Here is a 25,246-nt window from a genome sequence, read left to right as displayed (position 1 = left end):
CTAATTACCTTGACAGTTTGTGAATTTTTTCATAGCTAGAAACTTCTTAATAGATTCTTTCGTAACGGTTACGGAATATTCTTATATCTCTTCGGATTCATTTTAATAAATCTATGAAACTTCTAACTTCTTATACTCGTACAAAAAATGAATATTTAAACTTTTTTGAGTACAAAGGGAGGAATGAAATGTTTACCAACACGAGATTATTGTATAATAGGAATGATTGGAAGCAAGCAAAAGCGATTTCTTCTCGGCGGTTAGTGAGGCATCCTTTATGAAGGTGCTGGACGTCGATTTATTCCAAGATGGTATCCATCGAAATATTACGATGCTCGACAGGCTAGGTAAGGAAATGGAAACTATCCAAAAATCAGTCGATGGATTGGTAGCCATGGAGGAAGTGCTAAAAGGGGAAGGCGGAAATACAATTCGAGCGTTTTATGCTGAATGCCATATCCCTTTTCTTCAATTTTTCCAGCTATTCCAAAACCGTTTCACATCTGTCTTAAAACAAATTGAAGCTGCCCTTAATGCACTTGAGCCAGATCCCGCAGGTTACATTTTGGAGCAATTTCAAGTGGGAGAAGTGGAAGAAGGGCTGCAACAAATTGCCCAACTGACAGAAACTTTAACAAATGAAACTAATAGTATTATGGATCAAGTTGCTGATATTGTAGGTTTGCCCCATCTCGATGATAGCGGGGTACAGCTAGGCGTGCGTGATGCTAAAATAAAACGTGACGATACGGTAACGCGCTTGCATGAATTCGATGCCACACAAACAAAAGCCTTGTGGTCGATCGAAGATAATTTACACACAATGGAATCATGGATAACAAATATCGAAGGATTATTTAAAGAGGGGCTTACGGATATTCACTTCCAAGCAGACAGATGGGCAGTCCTATCTTCTGAAAATAAACTAAAGACAGATTTGGCTCTTCAAAAAGTAACGCTTGGAGCTCTAACTGATGTGGAAGGCTTAGATATTCAACCAGAAACGATGCTCCGTGCATTTTTAGCAAACATGAATCGGATTATGTTTGGTTTAAATGGATTGATTCATAAACCGAATGCTTTTTGGGGTCCAAGTATTTTAGCATTTTCAACTATCCCTAACAAACCAGTTTTAGAAAACCAACTAAATAAGCCGGCAATGACCGAGGAAGAACAATTAGAAGCGCTATACGCCGAACTAGCCAAGCACCCTAATATCGGCAATTCATCCAATGATGCACCTATTGACCCGGCGACGGGTGATTATATGATCACCTATGAAGGTATGCGAAAAGTTTTGGGTGGAAACGGATCAGGAACTCCGGATGGACTGGCTCCTTATGCAGTAGCTGCGTTTAACTTTTACACGGAAGATATTGCTACGATGTTTGGATCAGATTCGACAATGGACGAGCGGATGCTTGCGGCAGCATTTACGTTTATTAAACCTGCTAAAATGGCTGATGCTGGGCATGATTTGGTGAAAACTGCGGAAAAGGCTAGGGAGGTTGGTAAGGGAATAGATAATCCTCTCTTACCTACAGAAGGTAAAGTAGGGACTTTTAAGGAACTTGCAAAACAAGGTACAGCGTTTGATAATATTACACCGCATCATATACCTTCTGCTGCTAAGATGAAACAGGCTGGCGTAAAGAGGAACGATGGTGTTAGTATGAATATGGAACAGCCTCATCCTGGAGTAGGTGGTAGGCATAGAGAAACATATACTTATGGTTTAAGTGGCAATAAATTAGAAGAATATTTAAACCTAAGTTACCGTGATGCCCTTACTCATGATATATTAGATGCAAGAAGGATATACATGAAGGGTAATGTCTACACACCTGAAATAAGAGCGGGGCTTTTAAATACGATTAGAAAGAATAAGGAATTATATCCTGAATTATTTAAAAAGTAAGTGGGGGTGGAGTGTTTGGATGTGAAATCGGAATTAAAGAAAGTCTACACAAATAGACTTTTACAATCTCAAAAAGAAATATCCTCATTTGAAGAAGCATTAGGTAATCTCATTGGTTTAGGGGATTTATCAGTTATTACAGGATTATGTATGGGATTTGATGATGATACCGAACAATATGAAATAATGTTCGGATTAGTACATGGCATAGAGCATCTCTATAAAGAAGATATTGAAGAAGGATTATATTTAATCGCTATAGCTATCCCTAGTGTTATTGATAGGGCAAGAGAATGGATGGAAGTTTTACATTACAGGATATTAAATCATGAACAAGTAAGAAGAATATACGGTAGTGTACTATCTAAACTAGATGACAAGACAAAAGAGACAATTATAAACTTATTAAGAGACATAAAAAGTGAAGATCCAAATATGTTTAGCAATTCTGTAGATGAAGTATTAAAAGCAATATAATTAAAACCACCTTAATTGGCTAAAGACCATTTAAGGTGGCTTTTTAATCTACTACTACCTAGTACCGAATAAATTATTTGTCAAAAAGGTATGAATGAATTAACGGTTGACGAGTATCTTAAAAATAGAGAAAGATATATTGGTATTTTAGCATTTGCAACGATCCCAAACAAACCAGTTTCAGAAAACCAACTAAATAAGCCGGCAATGACGGAGGAAGAACAACTAGAAGCGTTATACGCCGAACTAGCCAAGCACCCCAATATCGGCAATTCATCGAATGATGCACCGATTGATCCGGCGACGGGTGAGTATATGATCCCCTATGAAAGTATGAGAAAAGTATTAGGTGGAAACGGATCAGGAACTCCCGATGGACTAGCTCCTTATGCAGTAGCTGCGTTTAACTTTTACACAGAAGATATTGCAATTCTTCCTATTCCAATATATAGGTTAGCTATACTTACCCAATCATCAAAAATGCATTATTATTAATAAGAGAACTCATCTAATTAAATTGAGGAGTGAAAATCAACTATGTATAAGGTTGGTATTGTAGGACCTGCGCGCTCAGTTGAAAGAATTTTACACCATGCAAAGGTATTTGAAGCAAATCTATTCTTTGTCGGATATCCATATAATATCGTAAATGAAACTACAGTTATACTAGAAAAGCATCATAGTGACGTCGACTTTTGGTTATTTTCAGGCTATATGCCTTATAAGATCGCACAACAATCAAAGCGTTTTTCAAAGGATAGGATGGAGTATATTTTTATTACAGGAGATATGTTTTATCGCGGTGTATTAGAAATAAGCCATGAAATTGGAAGGTTGGCGAAAAATGTTAGTATTGATACACTACATGCTCCAGAGGAAAGTTTTTTTGATGAAATAATAGATTTAGATAAAATTTTAGACCATGTATATATCAAACGATTTATGGCCAAAACATCCATCGCCGAAATTATTGAATATCATATGGCACTCTGGAAGGACCAAAAAATAGATAGTGTCATTACGGTTTATCCGACAGTCGAAGAAAAATTAAAGGAAATTGGAATTCCTGTTTGTTTGGTCAGTCCGAATTCTCAGGCTATTTATCACACGCTTCAGCTATTTAGCGAAAAAATCCAAACATTTTATTATAAGGAAACGCAAACCACTGCTTTAATTGTACAAATTAAAAATTTTGATTTTATAAAAGTGGCCAATCAAAATGGCTATGGAATCCATTTTTTACAGCTAGTTATGAAAAAGATTGTTTTGCAAATTTGCGAAAAAATTGATGGATACCTAATTGAAGAAAGTAATGGCCGCTTTGTCATTTTTAGTTCACGGGGCATTGTTGAACGAAATATTAATGCAATATATAAAATGATTGAGCGTTTGTCTGTTGAAACAGAACAGCCGGTTGTTGTTGGTATTGGACATGCCTCTACGGTTTATTATGCGGAAAATTATGCGTATCATGCCATGCAGCATTTAATGGAGAATGGGACACAAGGCATTGTTGTGATGCAGGAGGACGGGGCTATGACAGAAATTGTCCAAGGGTCATCGCAAATTTCGTATACAAGTCGTGTTCGAGATAAAAAGTTAATTGAACAACTGCAAGACACGTCCATCAGTGGAAAAATGTTTGCAAAAATCGAGGCAATTATAAACGAGTTAAAAGTTGAGGCATTTAGTGCAAAAATTTTAGCAAAAGAGTTAAACATGACAGAACGGAATGCACAGCGAATCATTTCAGAATTAACGAAGGTAGAACTGATTGAATATTGTGGGGAGGAAAGTCGTAATTCACGAGGACGTCCTGCAAAGTTATACAAATTATGCAAATAATATTGTAAGTATATTAATGCAGGAAAAGCATATTCTATCTTTTAGATAGAATATGCTTTTTTTGCAGTCATATCAACAATTTACTCCAAAATGTACCATTAACCATTTGCTAATTTTCTGAAACCTAAAAAAAAATATTGAAAGCACTTACAATTTAACATATAATTTACGTATATTAAACGAAATTTTCGTTAAAGTACGAAAAGGAGGGCATTTATGTCAGAAAAAATTCTTGAGAAAAAGGTTCGCAAAACGCTAATAGTATTACTTTTCTTTGGTTGGGCATTAGGGAACCTAGACCGTTATTTAATGAATTATGCGGTTGTGCATATTGGTAAGGATCTTTCCTTGTCAGCTACGGAAACAGGTTTAATTTTAAGTTCATTCTTTTTAGGATATGCCTTAATGCAATTACCTGGGGGTTTGTTGGCTGATAAATTCGGGGCAAAACGGGTTTTATTAATGGCGGTGATTGTATGGTCCATATTTACAGGTTTAACAGCAGTTGCATGGACATTAAGTGTGATGGTGGTCATTCGTTTCTTATTCGGAATTGGTGAGGGCGGTTTCCAGCCTTCAGCTTCAAAGATTATTTCAACGTCTTTCCCTGTGAATGAGCGAAGTAAAGCAATGTCTATCATGCTTACATCTGGTGGGATTATGGCGATGCTTGTACCCATTATTGCAGCTGTGTTATTGGTAACTATTGGTTGGCGCGCATTCTTTGTTATTGCTGGTTCCTTGGGGGTAATTATTGCATTCCTATATTGGAAGTATGTACCGAAGGATGAAGTCTTAAAAGAGTCTGTTAAAGGGCCACAGGTAAAAGCGATTTTAGGCATTTTATTTAAAAAGCCATTAATGTGGAGTTTAGTAGTTTCATACTTTACCATTTATGCGGTGAACTGGGGTTTAAATTCTTGGATGCCCAAATATTTGTCAGATGTACGTGGGCTTGATTTAGTCTCCATTGGATGGCTACAAATGATTCCCGGTGCCATTCAGATTATTGCAATGTTGCTATTCGGTTATCTAATAGACAAATTAGATTTGAAAGTAAATAAGTTTATTGGTGCTTTATGTGCACTGGTTTTAGCTGGATTTCTATTTTTAATGTTTAATGCACAATCGATTACATTATTTATCACATACCAAAGTATCGTAACATTGTTATTGACTTTTGTTATGTTATTATTACCATCATTTGTGTTAAAAAGAATTCCTTCAGATTATGCAGGAACAGCTATGGGTATGGCAAACACTGGGGGACAATTGGCTGGATTTGTTACACCTACCTTAATAGGGTTCATGGTTGATTCATTTAATGGTTCATATAATGCTGCAATGTGGCTGTTAGTAGTGATGTCGATTATTTGTGTAGGTGCGATTATAACCATCTCTCCAAAAGGTCAAGGTAATAAGGAGGCTGAGCATGAGTACATTGCATAATTTAATTTTTAATGTAACCGATTTTCTTCAAGAGAAAAGGAAAACGTTTACAACAATCAGTGATAAAATCTGGGCAATACCGGAATTGCATTTTAAAGAAAAATATGCGACTTCAGTAATGGAGGAAGCATTAAAAGCGGAAGGATTTGCAGTTGAAAAAAATGTAGCAAATCTTGAAACGGCGATTGTGGGCAGCTTTGGCAGTGGTCCAACTGTTATTGCATTTTTAGGTGAATATGATGCCTTGCCATTTTTAAGTCAAGAAGGCGGGAAGGCAGAATATTCGCCAATTGAAGAAAATGGGAATGGACACGGATGTGGACACAATTTACTTGGAACAGGTGCATTTGCAGCGGCAGTAGCAGCGAAAGAATATGTTGAAAAAACAAATGCACCGTTCACCATTCGATTTTATGGTTGTCCAGCTGAAGAAAACGGATCTGGTAAAGCCTACATGGCAAAGTATGGTGTGTTTGATGATGTGGATATGGCTATTACTTGGCATCCAATGACAAACAATACAGTCTGGAATATAAAGTCACTAGCGAACTATGCAGCGACTTTTAAATTTACAGGAAAGAGTGCACATGCAGCTGCTGCTCCTCATTTAGGACGCAGTGCTTTAGATGCAGTAGAGTTAATGAATGTTGGTGTAAACTACTTGCGTGAACATGTTATCCAAGAGGCACGCATCCATTATGCTGTAGTTAATAGTGGTGGTACGTCCCCCAATGTAGTTCAGCCATATGCAGAGGTTTCTTATTTAATTCGGGCGCCAAAGAAACAGCAAGTAGTAGATATTCATAAGCGTGTTCAAAAAATTGCTCAAGGTGCGGCCTTAATGACAGAAACAACATTTGTGGAACAATTTGAGGGGACAGCATCGGAATTAATTCCAAATACAACGCTTGCCAAAGTGATGCAGCAGCAGTTTGATGAAGCTCCAGCTCTTCAATTTAGTGAAGGGGACTTTGCTTTTGCTGAGCAAATTTATCAGGCATTGGATGATGAAAGTAAGGCTACAGCTTATATGAATATGTCTCATGAGCAAAAGGAATTAATAGGCAACAAGCGCCTATGCGAGCTTGTATCACCATTATCGCCAGAGATGGCTTTATATGGTTCAACAGACGTTGCAGATGTAAGCTGGAAAACACCAACAGTACAATGTACAACAGCTTGTTTGGTACTTGGTACACAACTCCATACTTGGCAAGTAGTAGCTGTAGGTAATACGCAGATTGCACATAATGGAATGCTTTATGCGGCGGATATTATGGCTCGTACTGCTATTACCTGTATGGACAATCCAACCATTATTGAAAAAGCAAAACAGGAGTTAATGACTCGTTTAAAAGATGAAAAGTACATTTCTCTAATTCCAGAAGAATAGAGAAATTTGAAAGAGATGTTACCTTTATCGGTTCATCTCTTTCATGCCGTAGAGAGAGGTATACAGGATGTTAATGGAAATTACAAATGAAGCGAAAACATTTACGAAGAGAGGAAAGCTTGCATCTTACATTCCAGAATTAGCCCTACAATCTGTAGAGCAATTTGCAGCATGTATAGTTGATCAAAATGGAAATTACTTTGAAGTTGGGGACATGGAGGCACAATTTACCCTACAAAGTATTTCAAAGGTCATTAATTTTATAGTTGTCTGCGAATACTCTGGATTACAATTTGTACTGGATAAAGTAGATGTAGAACCCACTGGAGACCCTTTTAATTCGATTATTCGTCTAGAAAGCACCGCGGCGGGAAAACCATTTAATCCGATGATTAATGCAGGAGCTATAACTGTTGCTTCGATGTTACCAGGGGAATCAGTGAAGGATCGAATAGATTATGTTGTGGACTTTTTAAATCGTATTACAGATAGTCCTCATCAAATAAATGAAGCCGTTTATCGTTCCGAAATTGAAACAACCCATCGGAACCGCGCAATCGCATATTATTTAAAGGCAAATGATTATTTGTTTTGTGATGTAGAGGAAGCGGTAGAGACTTATATCCGTTTATGTTCACTCGAGGTTTCGACAAAGGATCTTGCAAAAATAGGGATTATGCTTGCAGGGAATGGAGTTCATCCATTAACAAACGATAGGTTTATAACGCCTAAAACAGCAAAAGTAACTAAAGCTTTAATGACGACTTGTGGACTTTATAATGCTTCAGGAAAGTATGCTACTTCCATTGGTATTCCAATGAAAAGTGGTGTTTCAGGAGGTGTTTTATGTACAGTATCGAACGGTAAAGTAGAGCACCTTGAAGGAAAATTAGGTATTGGTGTTTATAGTCCGGGAATCGATGATATAGGTAATAGCGTTGCTGGCATGAAATTTATTGAAAAACTTTCACAGACCTATGATTTAAGTATTTTTTAAAAGGTAGAGTAAAATGATTGTATAAATAGCGGTATAGTTCGTGCGGGGGAAACGTAACATAAATAAATGTGAAGGCTATCTGCTACAAATATTTAATATTCGTTCTACAACTATCGGGCGCGCAACAAGTTCTGAAGTGCCATTTTCCATATAAGGGCCAAATTAATTAGGAACATACACGTACTTGTGTAATACTAATTGGGATTACTTAAAGCGACTAAAAATAGGAAACTACTCTATTCAGTGAAAAACCTACAGTACGAAGGGGCTGTCCAGTAAGTCGAAATTTCGATTTTTGGATGCCCCTTTTCATTTTTAAAAACCATGGTATATCAACATTCTTAATCATTTTACTATTATTAAAACAAGTGAGGTGATTTATCTCCTCACTTGTTTTATTGTAGAATTGAAAACCCCTTGCTATGCGAGGGGTTCCAAAGAGCTTTTAGCTATGGACTAGAAAAAAGCCCCTATCGTACAATAAAGTCAGGTCTAGTCAACCGACTTCGTACGAAAGGGGATCCAAATGGATAATAAAAGTTTAGCACATACAACGTGGAATTGTAAGTATCACCTTGTTTTTGCACCAAAGTACAGAAGACAGATAATTTATGGTCAAATAAAAGCAGACGTGGGTAGGATTCTTCGTCAATTAAGTGAGAGAAAAGGCGTAGAAATTATAGAAGCAACAGCTTGCCCGCCCACATTCATATGTTGGTAAGTATTCCGCCAAAAATAAGCGTTTCATCGTTTGTAGGTTATTTAAAAGGGAAAAGTAGTTTAATGATTTTCGACCGTCATGCAAATTTGAAATATAAGTATGGAAATCGAAAATTTTGGTGTCGAGGTTATTATGTAGATACAGCTGGACGAAATAGAAAAGTAATTCAAGAATATATCAAAAATCAATTGCAAGAAGATATTTTAGAGGATCAGATGACGATGAAAGAATTCATTGATCCGTTCACAGGTGAAGAAATAAAACCAAGAAAGAGAAAATAACTAGAACCACTTTAGTGGTCGTGTGAAAGCGGCGTGTGGTTGGCGGACCTTTCAGTATGTCTTTAGACATGGGCCAGTATCCCAGCGTTTCACGCGCAGAGCAAACCACCAGTTATACTGGTGGTGCTGATTTCTTTCACATTAAGAGTTATAAATGCTATTGTTTTATATTTTAAAAAAACTAAAAATAGTTTGACAATTAAAAGTATTACTACTATCATAGACAGTAACTTAAATGTTCGGAATACGGGTAGAAGATGTCGGGAGCCACATCGCCCATAGAACAGTTGAGCTGAGATTAGATGAGCATAGCGGAGAAATTATTTGAATAAGAAGAGTAGCATTTGTGTGCAATTAAGAGAGTCAGTGGTTGGTGAGAACTGATTTGTAGCAAGTGTGAATGGGCTTATGAGAGCTATCTTGAGAGCGAACATTCGTTTTAGAGATAGACGTGTTTCCTACGTTACAGGAATTAAAGTGGGAGTGGTGACGCTCCAACAAGAGGTGGCAACGCGGTCAACACCGTCCTCTCCAAAGGGATTCTTTCTGAATTCCTTTGGAGAGGACTTTTTTTATTTTCAGAAAGAAGCTGAGTAGAGGAGAGAGTCTTGAGATGAGAGATTTTATTGAAAAAGTTGAGAAAAATGAACACTTGCAGTATGAAGAAATGGTAGAGGCATCGAGATTAATGTTTGATGAAACAACAGAATTACAACTAATTGCTGATTTTCTCGTAGCTTTATCTAAAAAAGGAGAAACGGCTAATGAAGTGGCAGCACTTGCTACTGTTATGAAATCTTTTGCGCTAAAACTGAATGAACCAGTAGGAAATTATATGGATAACTGTGGTACGGGTGGAGATGGCCTAAAAAGCTTCAATATTAGTACGACTTCGGCTTTTGTATTAGCAGGGGCTGGAGCAACTGTAGCAAAACATGGAAATCGAAAAATTTCTAGTAGCGCAGGTAGCTCGGATGTATTAGAAGCATTGGGTATAGATACCACTATTTCTTCGGAAGCGTCTGTGGATTTACTTTCACGAGAAGGACTGACTTTTCTTTATGCACCAAGCGTTCATCCTAAGTTAAAGCGAATTGGGCAAGTGAGACAACAAATTGGGAAGCCGACAATTTTTAATTTGATTGGTCCATTAACCAACCCAATTGAACTTGCGACTCAATATACAGGTATTAACCGACCAGACTTTACGATGGAGTATGCAACTGTTTTGCAAATGCTTGGAAGAGAACGAGCAATCGTTGTTTGCGGGGCGCTAGGTATGGACGAAGCATCTCTAGCAGGAAAAAACTCTTTTGTACTAGTGGATAAAGGGGATTTAATTCCTTTCACTTTAACTCCTGAAGATGTTGGTCTTAAAGCTGCTCCAGTGTCGGCAATACGTGGTGGAGATGCGGTTCAAAATGCGAAAATCATGCAATCCGTATTGCAAGGAGAACGTAGCCCATTTTTTGACACAGTCATATTCAACGCAGGCGTAGGTTTGTATGCAAATGCAATGGCGGGCACGATTCAAGAGGGAGTTAAAATAGCAGCCGATAGTATTTTGTCTGGCAAAGCACTTGCAAAATTAGAAGCAGTGATCGAGTTCAGCAACAATGCACGCAAACAGGAGGTAGTATGATGGTAACTATTTTAGATAAGATACTAGTCGAGAAAAAGAAACAAATAGAGATTATGTTAGGGCAACCAACTCCAATGGTAGAAAGCGGCGTGAAGCGTCCTTCTTTATTTGATCGATTATATCAAAGTGAACATTTGCAAGTCATTTCTGAAATAAAACGTGCATCACCTTCTAAAGGGTTAATTGCAGAAGGAGTGAATCCCGAGGCGCAAGCAAAAGCGTATTTGGAGGCAGGAGCAACTTGTATTTCTGTTTTAACGGATACGCCATTTTTCAAAGGTTCCTTTGAAGATTTAGCAAATGTCGCGCGAACAGTGCCTATTCCCTTAATATGCAAAGATTTCATCATCCATCCAGTGCAAATCGATTATGCAAAAAATGCGGGAGCATCCGTCATTCTTTTGATTGTTACAGCACTGAATACAAAAGAGCTCACTGACCTTTATCAATATGCAACTAATCTAGGGCTAGAAGTACTAGTCGAAGTGCATGATGCAGAAGAATTGGAACGTGCACTACATCTCGGTGCAAAAATAATCGGTGTAAATAACCGAGATTTACGAACCTTTGACGTCGATTTAAAACGGACAGAAGAAATTGCCTCTATCTTTCCATTTCATGAAGAGCGAGTACTTATAAGTGAAAGTGGCATATGGAATACGAAAGATGCAGAGCGAGTGGCAAAAGCGGGTGCTAGCGCAGTACTTGTTGGTGAGTCACTGATGCGAAGTGGTGACGTTGGAAGTGCACTTCGGTCCTTACAAGTGGAGGTAGGGGGAATCCTGAAATGACGAAAGTGAAAATTTGTGGATTGATGGAAAAAGAGCATGTGGCAGTCGCTGTTGAAGCAGGAGCTGACGCAATTGGGTTTGTTTTTGCGCCTAGTAAGCGGCAAATCACGGTGGAAAAAGCTCAGGAATTAGCAAAGGACATTCCTTCTACTGTATTGAAAATTGGTGTTTTTGTAAATCCAACAAAAGAAGAACTTGAAAAGGCTTATTATGAAGTGCCTTTAGATCTTATTCAATTTCATGGCAATGAAAGTCCAGATTTTGTTCAATCGGCTAATTATCCTTCTATTAAAGCCTTATCTATTCGAAATGAAGAAGATGTCGAGCGAGCAAAGCAATATGAAACGGACTTTTTCTTATTTGATGCACCTCAAGCTGGAAGCGGGATCACATTTGATTGGCAGCTAATGCAAGGGAATGAAGTTCCACAGGAAAAAGTCATTTTAGCAGGAGGACTAAATGCAGAAAATGTAGTGGAGGCTATACAACGCGTAAAGCCACATATGGTGGATGTTTCTAGTGGAGTCGAGCGAAATGGCGTAAAAGATAACGAAAAGATTCGTACATTTATAAACGCGGCAAAAGATGAGGAGAGATGAGCAAATGGTACAAACAACATCAAGTAGATATGGAAGATTCGGGGGACAATTCGTTCCAGAAACATTAATGACGGCATTGATAGAATTAGAAACAGCTTATGAGGATGCTAGAATAGATCCCGTTTTTATAGAAGAGGTAAATTATTACTTAAAGGATTATGTTGGGCGAGAAAATCCCCTTTATTTTGCAGAACGTTTGACTAGCCAAGTTGGTGGAGCAAAAATTTATTTAAAACGTGAAGATTTAAACCATACAGGAGCACATAAAATTAATAACACAATCGGGCAGGCTTTACTTGCAAAACGGATGGGGAAAAAGAAAATAGTAGCAGAAACTGGAGCTGGACAGCATGGGGTGGCTACTGCGACTGTTTGTGCCTTATTTGACATGGAATGTGTCGTGTTTATGGGGAAAGAAGACGTTCGTAGACAAGAGCTAAACGTATTCCGAATGGAGCTTCTTGGTGCAAAAGTCATTTCTGTCGATCAAGGTTCTGGAACACTAAAGGACGCTGTCAATGAAGCACTCCGCTACTGGGTATCAAATGTAGAAGATACGCATTATATATTAGGTTCAGCACTTGGACCACATCCATTTCCGAAAATTGTGCGTGACTTCCAACGGGTGATTGGAGTGGAGACTAGAAAACAAATAATAGAAAAAGAAGGGCGTTTACCGGATGCAGTTGTAGCGTGTGTTGGGGGAGGCAGCAACTCAATCGGTATGTTCCACTCATTTATTGAAGATGAAGAAGTCGCATTATATGGTGTGGAAGCAGCAGGAAGTGGAATTGAAACGGGTAAGCATGCCGCTGCAGTTGCTGGTGGAAAAGAAGGAGTACTGCATGGGGCATACATGTATGTGTTACAAGATGAAGATGGATTGATCCAAGAAGCGCATTCTATTTCTGCTGGACTTGATTACCCAGCTGTTGGACCGGAGCATTCCTATTTACATGATATAGGCCGAGTGACCTTTACTTCGGTAACCGACAATGAGGCATTAGAAGGATTACAATTGCTAGCAAAAACAGAAGGAATTATCCCTGCTTTAGAAAGTGCCCATGCCATTCACTATGCGGCAGGTTTGGCCAAAACGATGCGCGAAGATGAGATTGTTGTTATTTGTTTATCAGGTCGTGGGGATAAAGATGTGCATACTGTTCGCGAAGCGCTTGGAGGTGTTCAAAATGACTAAGAAAACTTTAACGGAAGCAATACAAAAACGTGTGAATGAAGGAGGAAAAGCCTTTATTCCTTATATTATGGGTGGGGACGGTTCGTTATCAGAACAAATTTTATTCCTACAGGAAGCAGGAGCTACCGCAATCGAGGTCGGTATCCCGTTCTCTGATCCAGTAGCAGATGGCCCAACGATTCAACGAGCTGGGGAACGAGCGCTCCAAAATGGGGTAACATTGTCAACCATTTTAGAAGAGTTAAGTGGGATTCGCGATGAAGTGACGATTCCATTAGTTATTATGACGTATATCAACCCGATTTTAAGCTATGGCATTGATGCATTTGCACAAGCATGTGGGAAAAGTGGCGTTTACGGTTTGATCGTACCAGACGTGCCACTAGAAGAAAGTGAAATGTTAAAAAGGGCATTTTTAGAAACAGATGTGGCACTTATTCCACTTGTTTCTCTTACTAGCCCGCCTGACCGTATCGAAAAGATTGTTGCTGCTGGTGAAGGTTTTATATATGCAGTTACTGTTAATGGGATTACGGGAGTTCGAGATGGATTTGATGATTCTTTAGAAAAGCATTTGAATCAATTGAAAAGTTTAAGTTCCGTTCCGGTTCTTGCTGGTTTCGGTATTTCGACTCCGGAACAAGTTAAGTCCGTTGGAGCCTTGGTTGATGGAGTCATTGTTGGAAGTGCGATTGTAGAAGCTTTTCATCAAAAAGATTTAGAAAAAATAAGCCAACTAGTTGTTGCATCTAAAAAGAAAGTGTTGAACTAAAGAAATGGTCCTTTGATGTATTGTCAAAGGGCTTTTTTGCTGTTTTAGAACGTCCAATGAATCACAAATTACTTGTATGCAAGTTATCTTATGTATGTTATATTCCTATTAATCTGAAAATTAAAACCAAAGATGGTAGAATAGTAAGGAAACAATTAAATACCTTTGTTTATCTATTTTTAGGAAGGCAGTATTGATCAATTGAATGGAGGAACGTACAAATGTCAAAAATTCCGTCAGTACTTCAGAATTTACGCTTACCTGTAATCGGAGCACCCTTATTTATTATAAGTAATCCTAAGCTTGTCATAGAGCAATGTAAGGCAGGGATTGTTGGATCAATGCCTGCACTAAATGCTAGGCCCGCTTCCTTACTGGATGAATGGTTGGCAGAAATCACAGAGGAGCTGGCAGCATATAATGCGAAAAACCCTGATCGTCCGGCTGCTCCATTTGCAATCAATCAAATTGTTCACAAGTCAAATGACCGGTTAGAACATGACATGGAATTGTGCGTGAAGTATAAAGTTCCCATTATTATTTCATCGTTAGGTGCACGTGAAGAGATATTTGGAGCTGCACATAGCTATGGAGGAATTGCTCTGCATGACGTGATCAATAATACATTCGCACACAAGGCAATCGATAAAGGTGCAGATGGGATTATTGCAGTTGCTGCAGGAGCTGGCGGTCATGCTGGAGTGAAAAGTCCTTTTGCTTTAGTGCAAGAAATACGACAATGGTTTGATGGTCCGCTTGCTTTATCCGGATCGATTGCGACGGGAGGTTCTATCCTTGCTGCACAAGCGATGGGAGCAGATTTTGCTTATATTGGCTCACCGTTCATTGCAACAAATGAAGCCCGTGCATCTGAAAGCTATAAGCAAGCTATTGTTGACGCCACTTCTGATGATATTGTATATAGCAGTCTTTTCACCGGTGTACACGGAAATTATTTAAAACCTTCCATTCAAGCAGCAGGATTAGACCCAGATAATTTACCGGAAAGTGATCCGTCTAAGATGAATTTTGGAGAAACGTCAGCAAAGGCATGGAAGGATATTTGGGGAAGCGGTCAAGGTGTTGGTGCTATCAATGAAATTTCTAGTGCAGCAAAATTTGTAGACAAACTTGATAAGGAATATTTGGAGGCAAGAGACAGTCTATTTAGCCGTAGTGTCGTGAGGAATGGTTGATTTTGGAACATTTGGAAATTCATCTAATATAGAGCTGCTCCTTTTTGAGTAGCTCTATATAGTTCTTGCTTTATTCAGGAAATACTCCCACTTCCAAATCTTTTTTCATTTCTTGCCCGAGCTTGTTCCGCTACCACTTCTCGGTCCCGAGGTTCTGCGCTAGTCTGCAAGGAGTTTAGCAAATTTCTAGTAATAATAGCCACTTCTTCTACAGCTTTTTGAAAAATTTCTTCGTTGACTTTGGAAGGCTTATTAAATCCAGAAACTTTACGTACATATTGAAGGGAAGCTGCGTAAATCTCGTCGTCTGTTGCGGTTGGCTCAAAATTAAATAGTGTTTTTATATTTCTGCACATAATGTTCTCCTCGATTGATTTGTCTTTTTATTGATTGTATCATATCGTAACAAATGTAAGGAAAGAGGGTGAAAAAGGATGAATATAATATTAAGCCCACCTACCGATATTGAAAAGCTATCCCTTTTTTTAGAAAAAATGAACAATAAACCAGAAAGCCATATTGGTTATTGTGGAGAAATGAAGGAAGAGATTGCGCATACGCTACTCCATGAGTTCTCTGATATAGATATCTCTCAATCTTTTGTAGTTGCATATGAAAAGGAAGAAATAATTGGTGCATTAGGACTTGATCTGGACAGGGAAAGTAAAAGTGCAGAAGTATGGGGACCTTACATAAATAATGAAATGGCTTATCCAGGTCTTGCAGAAGCGTTATGGGAAAAAGTGAATGAACTGTCTCATTTCCAAGCGAAAGAGTTTTCCTTTTTCGCAAATGAAAAGAATAGATTCGCACAGCAATTTGCATTAAAAATGCAAGCTATTCATAAGGGCAATCACTTAATCTTAAAAGCTTCACGTAATGATTTAGGCGAGGTCAATCTAGAACAAGTCAAATCATATGAATTTTTATACAATAATTCTTTCACGAGTCTTCATGAAACTGCTTTTCCTAATACATACTTCAGTGCACAAGAAATTCTTAACCGATTAAATGCTCAAAATCAATTATTAGTCATGACGGATACTAATAGTACAATCAAAGGATATGTTTATATAGAAGCAAGCCCGGAGCATCAAGAAGGGAAGATTGAATATATTGCTGTATCGGATCATTATCGAAAACAAGGAATTGGAACTCAATTGCTTCGAGCAGCATTGACCTATCTTTTTGCTTTCAATGAAATCAAAGAAATTTCGTTGAGTGTTGCAAAAGATAATAAAAAGGCTATCCATTTGTATAAAGCGGCAGGATTTAAAGAAGTACATGAGCTCGTTCATTATGAAAAGAATTTAGCGTAAAAGAATTATTGAGTATTAGTTACTTTTTCCTCGTACTCGGTTTCATGCTTCGTATCCTGAATTCTTTTTTCTTGTTTAATATCCGGGTTATTTCCTGTCATTATGTCATCAAAAGGTGTATACCGATTAGAAGGGATGCGTTTAATTTTAAACATTTTATATACAACAAATAAGAAAAGCAGTAGATAGATAAATGCGAAAATGATACTCATCAAATTCATCGGAACACTCACTCCTTTTTAAATATATATTCTATACAAAAGGGTGAAATACCTTTGAAATGTCTAAACGTTTTGGAAAAAGGGGAAAATGAATGAAAAAAGAAGTAAATCAAGCCATTATTTTACGACAAGAGGGGAAGTTGAGAGAATCCAACATTTTACTATTAAAAATGTTGGAAAATAATCCGGATGATGCATTGCTCCATTACCAATGTGCTTGGAGTTTTGATATATTAGGAGAAGAATCCAAAGCTGTGCCTTATTATGAGGATGCTATTGAATTAGGACTTCCTGATGGGGATTTGCAAGGAGCTTTGTTAGGTTTAGGAAGTACATATCGAACATTAGGGGAATATGAGAAATCTAAAAATGTATTTGTGAAAGCAGTCGAATTATTTCCAAGCAATAGAGCTATCCAAGTTTTTTATTCTATGACTTTATACAATTTAAATGAACATTCTCAGGCTATGGAATTATTAATAAAATGCTTAGTGGATACTACCTCTGATAAGGAAATTATGAATTATGAAAGAGCAATTCGCTTCTATTCCGAAAAGCTAAATGACGTTTGGGAATAGGAAAGGACAACCCCATTATTTTACAAAACAAGCATACTCATTTTCTTTCGCAAATAGAATATATAGAACTAATTATTCTATTATGAGAAAGGGGAAAGGTAGGCATGGCTATCCGCTTTATCAAGATTTCGGTCCTTTATTTTGTCATTGGGGTTCTGTTAGGTTTGTACATGTCGATGGCACACGATTATGCATTAAAAGGGGTGCATGTGCATGTCAATCTTTTAGGATGGGCATCATTTGCATTAGCCGGTTTTGTGTATCATTTATTTCCTAGCACGAGCAACAATATGTATGCAAAATTACATTTTTGGAGTGCGAATATCGGACTCCCGTTAATGATGATTGCACTTACGGTACTCATTTTGAATGGCGCAGAAGTGGCGACTGTGTTTACGGCAATCGGTGGGGTGCTTGTCGTGTTTAGTGCAATTATATTCGCTATTAATGTGTTCATGAACGTACGATCTGCTAATTAATCGAATAGAAGAAAATGCCGATCTGTTGTTCCATTGACGAATAGCGGAGCGGCTTTTTGTTTTTATATAATGATTGTGAAATAACTGAAAATATAGTAAAGTGAAACTCGTTGCTCAAATAATTCCAATTGAAGGAGGACTCAAATGGACAAGCTTAAAATACCCTTTCTACGTAAATGCATTTCCTTTCAATTAATAGATGAAGGTTTTTCAGACGATGAAAAATGGTGCGTCGATCAAAAATATTTACTTCGCATTTCTCCAACATCTGATAGTAGTAAATTAGTAGAGCAAGCGAAACTTACAAATGCAGCACATGCTTTGGATGCTCGTATTCCATATGTGTATGATGTAGGTGTTTATGAAAATAAAGCTTATATGATTCTCGACTATATGATTGGTGAAAATGGGTATGTTGCTTTACCAAAAAATAATCCTAAAGTTCAATATGAAATTGGACTTCAAGTAGGAAATGCACTAAAGAATATACATAGCATAACAGCACCGAAAGAATACCTAAGTTGGGAAGAGACTTGGAGAGGTAGATTTGACAATCAAAAAGCTCGTTTTGAAGAAATAGTTAGTAGGCATCCAAATTATGAGAGCATCTTGCCATTTATACAAGATAATTTGCACTTATTAAAAAATCGGCCTAGCTGTGTTCAACATTATGATTTTCATCCTGGTAATATATTAATCCATGAAGATCGTTTTACAGGTTTAATTGATATGCAAAAGATTAGATATGCGGATCCGATCAATGAATTTTACAAGATGGAGTATTTTAATGTCCAATTAAGCCGGGCTTATGCATGTGGTGTAGTGGATGGGTACCATGATAAAAAGCGCATTCCCAATTCATTTTGGGAGTTGCATCGATTATATGCGGCAATGCATCTTGTCTTTGCAGAAGTTTGGGGACACGAGGGGGGCATGAATCAGAAGGAGAGGTTTCAAACGTATACCCGATTTACAATAGATCAGTTTGACGAATTTAGGTTACTTATTCCAAAATGGTATAATAAATGAAAAGACTGCTCACTTAATCAATTATGAAGTGAGCAGTCTATTTTTATAGATAAAAATATTTTTAAAAACTAGCAAACTATTTTCGAACTAAACTCGAATATATAGATGAGACGGCAATAATGACGAAGGAAGCATGTGGTGAAGCGCAAATATGGAAAGATTTTGGATAAAAAAGATAAAACGAAGTGCAAGTGAGGAAGCAGCAAATAAATTAATAGCCAAGTATTACAAAGAAATGTATGCATTCATTTATAAACAAACGTTAGATAAGGAGCTAACCTTGGATCTAACGCAAGAAATTTTTATTAGTGTTCTTAAGTCTATTCATCATTTTGATGACAAAAAGGCTTCTTTTCGAACATGGCTGTATAAGCTAGCTTCGAACCGTCTTGTCGATTATTTTCGCTCTAAAAGTTATCAATATACGCAAAAAGAGCAACCAATCGAAGAATATGAGTTTCAAGATGAGCAAAATATAGTCATTTCCCTTGAATATAAAGAAGAGTATGAAAAAGTGAACTCATTTTTAAATGAACTAGATGCCGCTAGCCAACAAATTGTCCGTCTCAAACTTTTCGGGGAATATACTTTTCAAGAAATTGAAGCAATGGCTACCATACCTTTATCCACTGTAAAAACAAAATACTACACGGCATTAAAACGAATACGACATGCGATGAAGGAGCATTTTTATGAGTAAAGAAAAGTTTCAAGTGCCTTTGCCAAGTGAAGAGATTATGCAACAACAGATCCAAAAAATTGTGAAAGAAGGCGTGAAACCAAAGGAATCCTTTCTTACCTTTATAAAATCCATGTATAAGCAAATTGGGCTTCGTCATTTATTTTCGAATCGTGCAGGATATGTATTTACATTGTTTACGGTGATCATTTTACTCAGTACTTATATTTTCAGCGCTAACAAGGCCATTTATAAAGTAGAAGATTTATATGCTTTTATTTTTCTATTTTCCCCCATCGTATTTCTCGTTTTTTCTCTGTATACATACATGACGAAAGTGATGAATACAACATTTGAGGTAGAAATGACATGTAAATATAATGTTTTTCAAATTATTGCTTTTCGAATGCTCACTTTTAGTGTTCTGTCGATTTTCATTAATACAATTGCGATTTTACTAATGGCGATGTTTTATGAGCAAATCGATTTTATGAGAGCGTTTATGATTTCTACTACGGGCTTATTTTTGTTTTCGATTCTTTTCTTGTATTCCTTCATGCGAAGACATTCTTTCCTAACGATGATTACTGCGGTGGTTGTTTGGTTTATTGGAAATCTAGTCTTTAATGCAATTAATAAAGAATTACACACAGGGGTACTTATTCAATTACCACTATTCGTATATGGATTTGTCTTCATTTGTACTGCTTTTTTATATGTAAGATTTTTAAATAGATTGATTCATTATAAACAAAAGGAAGGTGCTTATTAATATGCTTGTTGTCCAAAATATAACGAAAAAATATGGCGATTTTTTAGCGCTGGATAATATAAATTTAGAGTTTACAAATGGGCTATATGGTTTACTGGCTCCCAATGGTGCTGGAAAGACCACACTTATTAAAATGCTGACGACTTTAATTTTTCCGACAAAAGGAGAAATTTTATACAGCGGCAAAAATATTCTCGAGATGGATGAATCGTACCGAACGCTTCTCGGTTATTTGCCGCAACAATTTGGTTATTATAAAAACTATTCTCCTAAACAATATTTATTGTATTTAGCTGCCTTAAAAGGAATGAGTAAAAAAGAAACATTGCCTATTATTGAAGACTTATTGCAAAAAGTGGCACTTAGGGAGGTAGCCAATAAAAAAATGCGCAAGTTTTCAGGTGGGATGATTCAGCGTGTAGGAATCGCTCAGTCTTTATTAAATAATCCAGCTATTCTTATTTTAGATGAACCAACTGCCGGATTAGATCCAAAAGAGCGAGCACGCTTCCGCCAGCTATTGTCAGAGCTTGCTAGAGACCGGATTGTAATTGTTTCCACACATATCGTGTCTGATATTGAATCGATTGCTAACAAAGTGATCATGATTAAAAACCAACATCTTCTTTATAACGAAAGCGTGGAAAATATTTGTAGAACACTGGATGGGTCGGTATACGAAACGTCTATCAAACATGAGTCATTAGATTCCTTTCGAACACAGTATACAATCCTTTCTGAAAAACAGGATAGAGAAAACATGATTATTCGTTTTGTTCATAAAGGAGAGACAGAGACTGGATGGACAAAATTAAATCCACAGCTAGAAGACGTATTTTTATATGAATATCGAGACAATGAGCAAGGTGAAGGATGATGAATCGACAAATCATTTGGAATGAATGTCAAAAAGTATGGAAATCGCCTATATTTTTAGTGCTAATTCTAGTGTTTTCTGCTTTTAATATATTTCTCATCATGAGTAACAGTCATATAAAAAATGAACTAAAGGTGGCCAATCATCTAGCGGATACTTATGGTTTGCAAATTACAGATGAATCATTACAACTGTTCGAACAAGATATTCAAAAAGATGTGGAGCAGTTACAAAAAATGACTCGTACGAATTCTACCAGTATATATGAGTTTTTGGAACAAACGTCTTGGGAAGTCTACAACGCTTATAGCGAAAAAGACAGAGCATTCTTTCACGACCTTGAATTAAAAGAAATGTACCTAAATATAGCGAAAAATATGGAGACGGAATATAACAAGCTATCTGTCGAGGAAATGGCAGAAGGCACCATTAACATGTATAGCTTAAGTGGGAAAGCAGCCGAAATGACTAAACAGGAGTATCAGAAACTATCCGTCCGATTGGAAGAAATAAAGGAAAGCGGAGAATATAAACAATGGGCTTTTGCTGGGAACCCATATAGAATGCATAGCTTTTTGTTTAGGAGCCTTTTCAGACCCCTTGTATTTGAATCGCTTGTTCTAATTGTATTAGCAACTGCCTTTATTACAAACTTTGAATTTGAAAATAAAACGCATCTTTTAAGCTATTCAACTAAAAAAGGAAGAGCTTTCATGAAGAATAAGCTTATTGCTTCACTTATCGTTTCTTCGATTATTAGTTTCCTATTGCTCGCAGTTACATTAGGGACTTACTTTAGTGTTTTTGACTATGCACATCTCTGGAATAGTTCCATTAGTAGTTTGTTAAATTGGGAATATAACCTACCGTATATAACTTGGTGGAATATGCCCTTTATAAAATTTCTTTTGCTCGTTATTTTAGTTTTGTATAGCTGCATGCTGCTTTTTTCAGCCATTGCATTTGTTATTTCCGTTTTCGTAAAGAATAGCTATTTCACCTTTTTTATTTTTACCATATTTTTTGCAGTTGGATATTTAATGACAGGTTTTATGCCTACTTCCTCTATCTTCATTATTATTACAGCTTTTAACTTATCCGTTATTGTATTAAATCCACATATGCTTTTTAGTGGACAAAGTGGACTGGGCACAATGTTTCAGTATTTTGAAGTTATTACGATTATTATTTGGACATTCATTGTACTAGCTACAAGTGTGTTTGCATTGAAATGCTTTAATAAGCAAGAGATCCAATAGGGGGAAGCGTATTTTGAGAATTTTATGGAATGAACTGAAGAAAATAATTACTTGGAAAATGCTTCTTTTGCTCTTTATTGTGAATGCTATCTTATATTTTCTATTGATTGAGTTCGATATTGAACATTTTCCAAATGGAAGACCATCTCTGGATTCTTATCGCATCGGTATTGAAATGATTGAAAAATATGGAACGCATATGGATGAAACTGAATTTGAAGATTTTAAGAAAACGTATGAAATGCAAGTGAAGGAAATGGATCAGTTTCTACAAGAAAGACCTGAATTTGTAGAAGCGGGGGTAGATACTTATGAAAAGTTCCGAAATATGGATCATGAAAATGATGAACAATACGCACTGCATGGCAAACTATTTTTTGAAGAAAGTGTAGACATTGTATGGGAGCTTCAAGCCAGAGAAAGCCTGCTCGATTTTTACAAAATGAAAGAAGTAATCATAGAGAATTATTTTAATGATGCTGAAGTATGGCAAAAAGAACGTTTTAATGAAATGAAAGAAAAAGGTCTATATGGTGTATATACAGAGGTGGTTATTTCAAATTTTATGTCATTTATACTCTCCGTTGCCATTACCATTATGATCAGTGCAGTATTATTTATCTCACCAATCTTTCTAAAGGATAGAAAGGCACAGCTGCTTTATGTACAATATGCTTCTAAAAAAGGACGTAATTTATATAAAATAAAGATAGCGGCAGGATTGATTTCAACATTTTTGCTTATTACTACATTACTGATCGTGTATCTAAGTTTATATTCGTTAAATAATACATCTATGTATTTTAAAGTACCAGTTCATATGTTTATCGGGGAATATAGTTGGTATGATCCAACATTCTTCCAATTTATTGTTTTAAATATAGTGGCAATTTATGCACTAGGATTTATCGTGGCCCTACTTGCTATGGTATTTTCGAGTATTGTACCAAACTATATTGTGTTAATTGGTGTGCAAGTACCTATTCTTGCTGGGACTATTGGATATGGGTTATTGTATTTGATTACGTTAATCATTAGTATTTGGATTCCACAGTGGCTTGTACCAACTGCCTATTCATTGATGTTCGTTATTGGGATTGGGCTCTTGGTATATATGTGGAAGCGGGAGAAAAAGAGAAGTATTTTAGAATAAGAATGTATTAAATACCAGGCCTATTGATGGTCTGGTATTTTTAATTCTTCCACAGTATAATTAGTACTAGATACTAAAACTAGCTAATAAAGGTGATGACTATGTACAATTTCACGTTATCGGTTGCAAAACTGGTTGTACGTTTATTTGGAAAAGTAGAAATGAAAAACGAGCATTTATTACCAAAGGATGGAGGTTATATCGTCACTTGTACGCATAGAGGATGGTTGGAAATTGTCATTTTAGGGATGTGTGTGCCAAAGCCCATCCATTTTATGGCGAAAAAAGAGTTGTTCCAAAACAAAGTGATCGGGCGATTTTTACGCAGCATAAATGCTTTTCCGGTTGATCGAGAAAATCCGTCACCGAGTAGTATAAAACAGCCGGTAAAGCTTTTGAAATCTGGAGAAGTTGTTGGCATATTCCCAAGTGGCACTAGAGCGTCAGAAGGAGCCCCTTTAAAAAGAGGTGCTGTAACTATTGGTAACCTATCAAAAGCACCAATTGTTCCTGCATTATATGTTGGACCAAGAACTTTAAGAGAGTTGCGGAATATGAAAAAAGCTACCATCATATTTGGAGAACCTATATACATAAAAACAACAAACAAAGAGGAATTGGCATCCTATACGGAACTCTTAAATGAAAAAACGAACTTACTAGAAAATCAAATATTTTACTCCTAGATTCTTTATACGCCTCAAGCCTTAGATAAAGTCACTGCTCCAGACCATTTGCATATGTTCAAAGTGCTATATAATAAGATGTAACAAGTAAGAAAAATGGAGGTTAAAAAATGGGACTGAAAAAAGTGGCGGTCATCTGTTTATTTGTTCTACTAGCTGGAGCAGCTATAAGTATTATCCTCAATTTAAAGGACACATTTGTAGATAAATCAGATGAAATCGTTGTAAAAGAAAATAATTATACGAATATACAAGTGGAATCTGGCAATGCTTCCGTAGAAATTCTGCCGACCAAAGAATCGAATACAAAAGTAGAGTATACAGGAAAAATCAGAAAGAAGTTTAACTATCGCTTCCAAGCAGAAGTGAAGGGAGATACCCTTTTCGTTGCGTTAAAGGAGAAAAGATGGAATTTTTTCCATTTCGGATTCGGACCTCATTCTATCGAATTAACGATACATGTGCCAGAAAAAGAATATAAGGAACTTAAAACAGAACTCGATAATGGGAAGATTCATGTGCATGATATGGATATTCAAAAAATCGATTTAGAAACAGACAATGGCATGATTAACTTAGAAAATATCAATGCACAAAATGTTCGCGTTAAATCAGATAATGGGCAAATCCTGATGCAAGAAGTAAATGGCGACATAGAGGCAGAAACGGATAATGGTCGAATCATTTTAACTACGTCTAACTTAGATCGAACAATTGATTTGAAAACTGATAATGGATTAATCGAAGTCCAAACCGATACAGAACCGACCAATGCTACCATTAATGTAAAAGTAGATAATGGGAGAGTAGATGTTTTTGGAGTAGATAATAAACAAACCAAATTTGGTAATGGAGTTAATAAGATTAACCTAGAAAGCGATAATGGAAAAATAACTGTGAAAAAAAGATAAGTTT

At 36.7% G+C, this 25,246-nt stretch carries 26 protein-coding genes, 1 pseudogene and 1 other annotated feature; of the genes and pseudogenes, 25 read left to right on the top strand and 2 right to left on the bottom strand.

Going from position 1 to position 25,246, the window contains the following annotated elements:
- Positions 1-277: 277 nt before the first annotated feature.
- The 14 genes and pseudogenes from ACIQ38_RS13930 to ACIQ38_RS13865 all read left to right on the top strand — a co-directional run bounded on the left by ACIQ38_RS13930 (position 278) and on the right by ACIQ38_RS13865 (position 15,279).
- Positions 278-1,918 (top strand): ribonuclease YeeF family protein, encoded by a 1,641-nt coding sequence (locus ACIQ38_RS13930; RefSeq protein ID WP_402823922.1) that lies wholly within the window; start codon positions 278-280, stop codon positions 1,916-1,918.
- A gap of 15 nt (positions 1,919-1,933) precedes the next feature.
- On the top strand, positions 1,934-2,395 hold the full coding sequence (locus tag ACIQ38_RS13925; RefSeq protein ID WP_402823920.1) for an Imm30 family immunity protein: 462 nt from the start codon (positions 1,934-1,936) through the stop codon (positions 2,393-2,395).
- Positions 2,396-2,485: 90 nt separating this feature from the next.
- Positions 2,486-2,890: a hypothetical protein gene (locus ACIQ38_RS13920; RefSeq protein ID WP_402823917.1), complete on the top strand. Its 405-nt coding sequence runs from the start codon at positions 2,486-2,488 to the stop codon at positions 2,888-2,890.
- A gap of 42 nt (positions 2,891-2,932) precedes the next feature.
- Complete coding sequence (locus ACIQ38_RS13915) at positions 2,933-4,240, top strand: helix-turn-helix domain-containing protein (protein WP_402823914.1); 1,308 nt, start codon at positions 2,933-2,935, stop codon at positions 4,238-4,240.
- Between the two features lie 216 nt (positions 4,241-4,456).
- Positions 4,457-5,689: an MFS transporter gene (locus ACIQ38_RS13910; RefSeq protein ID WP_402823911.1), complete on the top strand. Its 1,233-nt coding sequence runs from the start codon at positions 4,457-4,459 to the stop codon at positions 5,687-5,689.
- Positions 5,673-7,082 carry an amidohydrolase gene (locus ACIQ38_RS13905; RefSeq protein ID WP_402823908.1) on the top strand — a complete coding sequence of 470 codons (1,410 nt, stop codon included), beginning with the start codon at positions 5,673-5,675 and terminating at the stop codon, positions 7,080-7,082. Before ACIQ38_RS13910 ends, ACIQ38_RS13905 begins: the two co-directional genes overlap by 17 nt.
- Before the next feature lie 67 nt (positions 7,083-7,149).
- Positions 7,150-8,079, top strand: coding sequence for a glutaminase A (glsA, locus tag ACIQ38_RS13900; protein ID WP_402823905.1), 930 nt, complete (start codon positions 7,150-7,152; stop codon positions 8,077-8,079).
- Between the two features lie 526 nt (positions 8,080-8,605).
- Positions 8,606-9,081: pseudogene (gene tnpA / locus ACIQ38_RS13895) on the top strand (IS200/IS605 family transposase).
- Positions 9,082-9,396: 315 nt separating this feature from the next.
- Positions 9,397-9,614: a binding site (T-box leader), on the top strand.
- 80 nt (positions 9,615-9,694) lie between these two features.
- Entirely contained in the window at positions 9,695-10,723 is a 1,029-nt protein-coding gene (trpD, locus tag ACIQ38_RS13890; RefSeq protein WP_402823902.1) for an anthranilate phosphoribosyltransferase, read from the top strand.
- On the top strand, positions 10,723-11,514 hold the full coding sequence (gene trpC, locus ACIQ38_RS13885; protein ID WP_402823899.1) for an indole-3-glycerol phosphate synthase TrpC: 792 nt from the start codon (positions 10,723-10,725) through the stop codon (positions 11,512-11,514). Before trpD ends, trpC begins: the two co-directional genes overlap by 1 nt.
- Complete coding sequence (locus ACIQ38_RS13880) at positions 11,511-12,113, top strand: phosphoribosylanthranilate isomerase (protein WP_402823896.1); 603 nt, start codon at positions 11,511-11,513, stop codon at positions 12,111-12,113. The genes trpC and ACIQ38_RS13880 overlap by 4 nt, the downstream gene beginning before the upstream one ends.
- Before the next feature lie 4 nt (positions 12,114-12,117).
- On the top strand, positions 12,118-13,311 hold the full coding sequence (gene trpB / locus ACIQ38_RS13875) for a tryptophan synthase subunit beta (protein WP_402823893.1): 1,194 nt from the start codon (positions 12,118-12,120) through the stop codon (positions 13,309-13,311).
- Positions 13,304-14,083: a tryptophan synthase subunit alpha gene (gene trpA / locus ACIQ38_RS13870; protein WP_402823890.1), complete on the top strand. Its 780-nt coding sequence runs from the start codon at positions 13,304-13,306 to the stop codon at positions 14,081-14,083. The genes trpB and trpA overlap by 8 nt, the downstream gene beginning before the upstream one ends.
- Before the next feature lie 221 nt (positions 14,084-14,304).
- Positions 14,305-15,279, top strand: coding sequence for an NAD(P)H-dependent flavin oxidoreductase (locus ACIQ38_RS13865; protein ID WP_402823887.1), 975 nt, complete (start codon positions 14,305-14,307; stop codon positions 15,277-15,279).
- 74 nt (positions 15,280-15,353) lie between these two features.
- On the opposite strand, the gene ACIQ38_RS13860 is transcribed toward ACIQ38_RS13865, so the two are convergent.
- Entirely contained in the window at positions 15,354-15,635 is a 282-nt protein-coding gene (locus tag ACIQ38_RS13860) for a DUF2277 domain-containing protein (RefSeq protein WP_402823884.1), read from the bottom strand.
- Between the two features lie 78 nt (positions 15,636-15,713).
- Here ACIQ38_RS13860 and ACIQ38_RS13855 point away from each other — a divergent pair, with 78 nt between their 5' ends.
- Entirely contained in the window at positions 15,714-16,598 is an 885-nt protein-coding gene (locus ACIQ38_RS13855; RefSeq protein WP_402823881.1) for a GNAT family N-acetyltransferase, read from the top strand.
- 5 nt (positions 16,599-16,603) lie between these two features.
- On the opposite strand, the gene ACIQ38_RS13850 is transcribed toward ACIQ38_RS13855, so the two are convergent.
- Entirely contained in the window at positions 16,604-16,819 is a 216-nt protein-coding gene (locus ACIQ38_RS13850; protein WP_402823878.1) for a hypothetical protein, read from the bottom strand.
- A 92-nt stretch (positions 16,820-16,911) separates the two neighbouring features.
- Here ACIQ38_RS13850 and ACIQ38_RS13845 point away from each other — a divergent pair, with 92 nt between their 5' ends.
- The 10 genes from ACIQ38_RS13845 to ACIQ38_RS13800 all read left to right on the top strand — a co-directional run bounded on the left by ACIQ38_RS13845 (position 16,912) and on the right by ACIQ38_RS13800 (position 25,242).
- On the top strand, positions 16,912-17,397 hold the full coding sequence (locus ACIQ38_RS13845) for a tetratricopeptide repeat protein (RefSeq protein ID WP_402823876.1): 486 nt from the start codon (positions 16,912-16,914) through the stop codon (positions 17,395-17,397).
- A 104-nt stretch (positions 17,398-17,501) separates the two neighbouring features.
- Positions 17,502-17,876, top strand: a complete 375-nt coding sequence (locus ACIQ38_RS13840) for a cytochrome-c oxidase (RefSeq protein WP_402823873.1) — start codon at positions 17,502-17,504, stop codon at positions 17,874-17,876.
- 144 nt (positions 17,877-18,020) lie between these two features.
- Complete coding sequence (locus ACIQ38_RS13835; protein WP_402823870.1) at positions 18,021-18,905, top strand: aminoglycoside phosphotransferase family protein; 885 nt, start codon at positions 18,021-18,023, stop codon at positions 18,903-18,905.
- Between the two features lie 151 nt (positions 18,906-19,056).
- Positions 19,057-19,605: an RNA polymerase sigma factor gene (locus ACIQ38_RS13830; protein ID WP_402823867.1), complete on the top strand. Its 549-nt coding sequence runs from the start codon at positions 19,057-19,059 to the stop codon at positions 19,603-19,605.
- Positions 19,598-20,356, top strand: coding sequence for a hypothetical protein (locus ACIQ38_RS13825; protein WP_402823864.1), 759 nt, complete (start codon positions 19,598-19,600; stop codon positions 20,354-20,356). Before ACIQ38_RS13830 ends, ACIQ38_RS13825 begins: the two co-directional genes overlap by 8 nt.
- Position 20,357: 1 nt before the next feature.
- Positions 20,358-21,233, top strand: coding sequence for an ABC transporter ATP-binding protein (locus ACIQ38_RS13820; RefSeq protein ID WP_402823861.1), 876 nt, complete (start codon positions 20,358-20,360; stop codon positions 21,231-21,233).
- Positions 21,233-22,492 (top strand): hypothetical protein, encoded by a 1,260-nt coding sequence (locus ACIQ38_RS13815; protein ID WP_402823858.1) that lies wholly within the window; start codon positions 21,233-21,235, stop codon positions 22,490-22,492. Before ACIQ38_RS13820 ends, ACIQ38_RS13815 begins: the two co-directional genes overlap by 1 nt.
- A 13-nt stretch (positions 22,493-22,505) precedes the next feature.
- On the top strand, positions 22,506-23,645 hold the full coding sequence (locus ACIQ38_RS13810) for a hypothetical protein (protein WP_402823855.1): 1,140 nt from the start codon (positions 22,506-22,508) through the stop codon (positions 23,643-23,645).
- A gap of 101 nt (positions 23,646-23,746) precedes the next feature.
- Positions 23,747-24,331: a lysophospholipid acyltransferase family protein gene (locus tag ACIQ38_RS13805; protein WP_402823852.1), complete on the top strand. Its 585-nt coding sequence runs from the start codon at positions 23,747-23,749 to the stop codon at positions 24,329-24,331.
- A 110-nt stretch (positions 24,332-24,441) separates the two neighbouring features.
- A complete protein-coding gene (locus tag ACIQ38_RS13800; RefSeq protein WP_402823849.1) occupies positions 24,442-25,242 on the top strand; it encodes a DUF4097 family beta strand repeat-containing protein in 801 nt (266 codons plus the stop codon).
- Positions 25,243-25,246: the final 4 nt, after the last annotated feature.

The organism is Psychrobacillus sp. NPDC096389 (assembly GCF_044762855.1).
In the GTDB taxonomy this organism is placed as follows: Bacteria; Bacillota; Bacilli; order Bacillales_A; family Planococcaceae; genus Psychrobacillus.
Note: the sequence above shows the minus strand (reverse complement) of the source record. Positions and strands in the feature narration are given on the sequence as shown.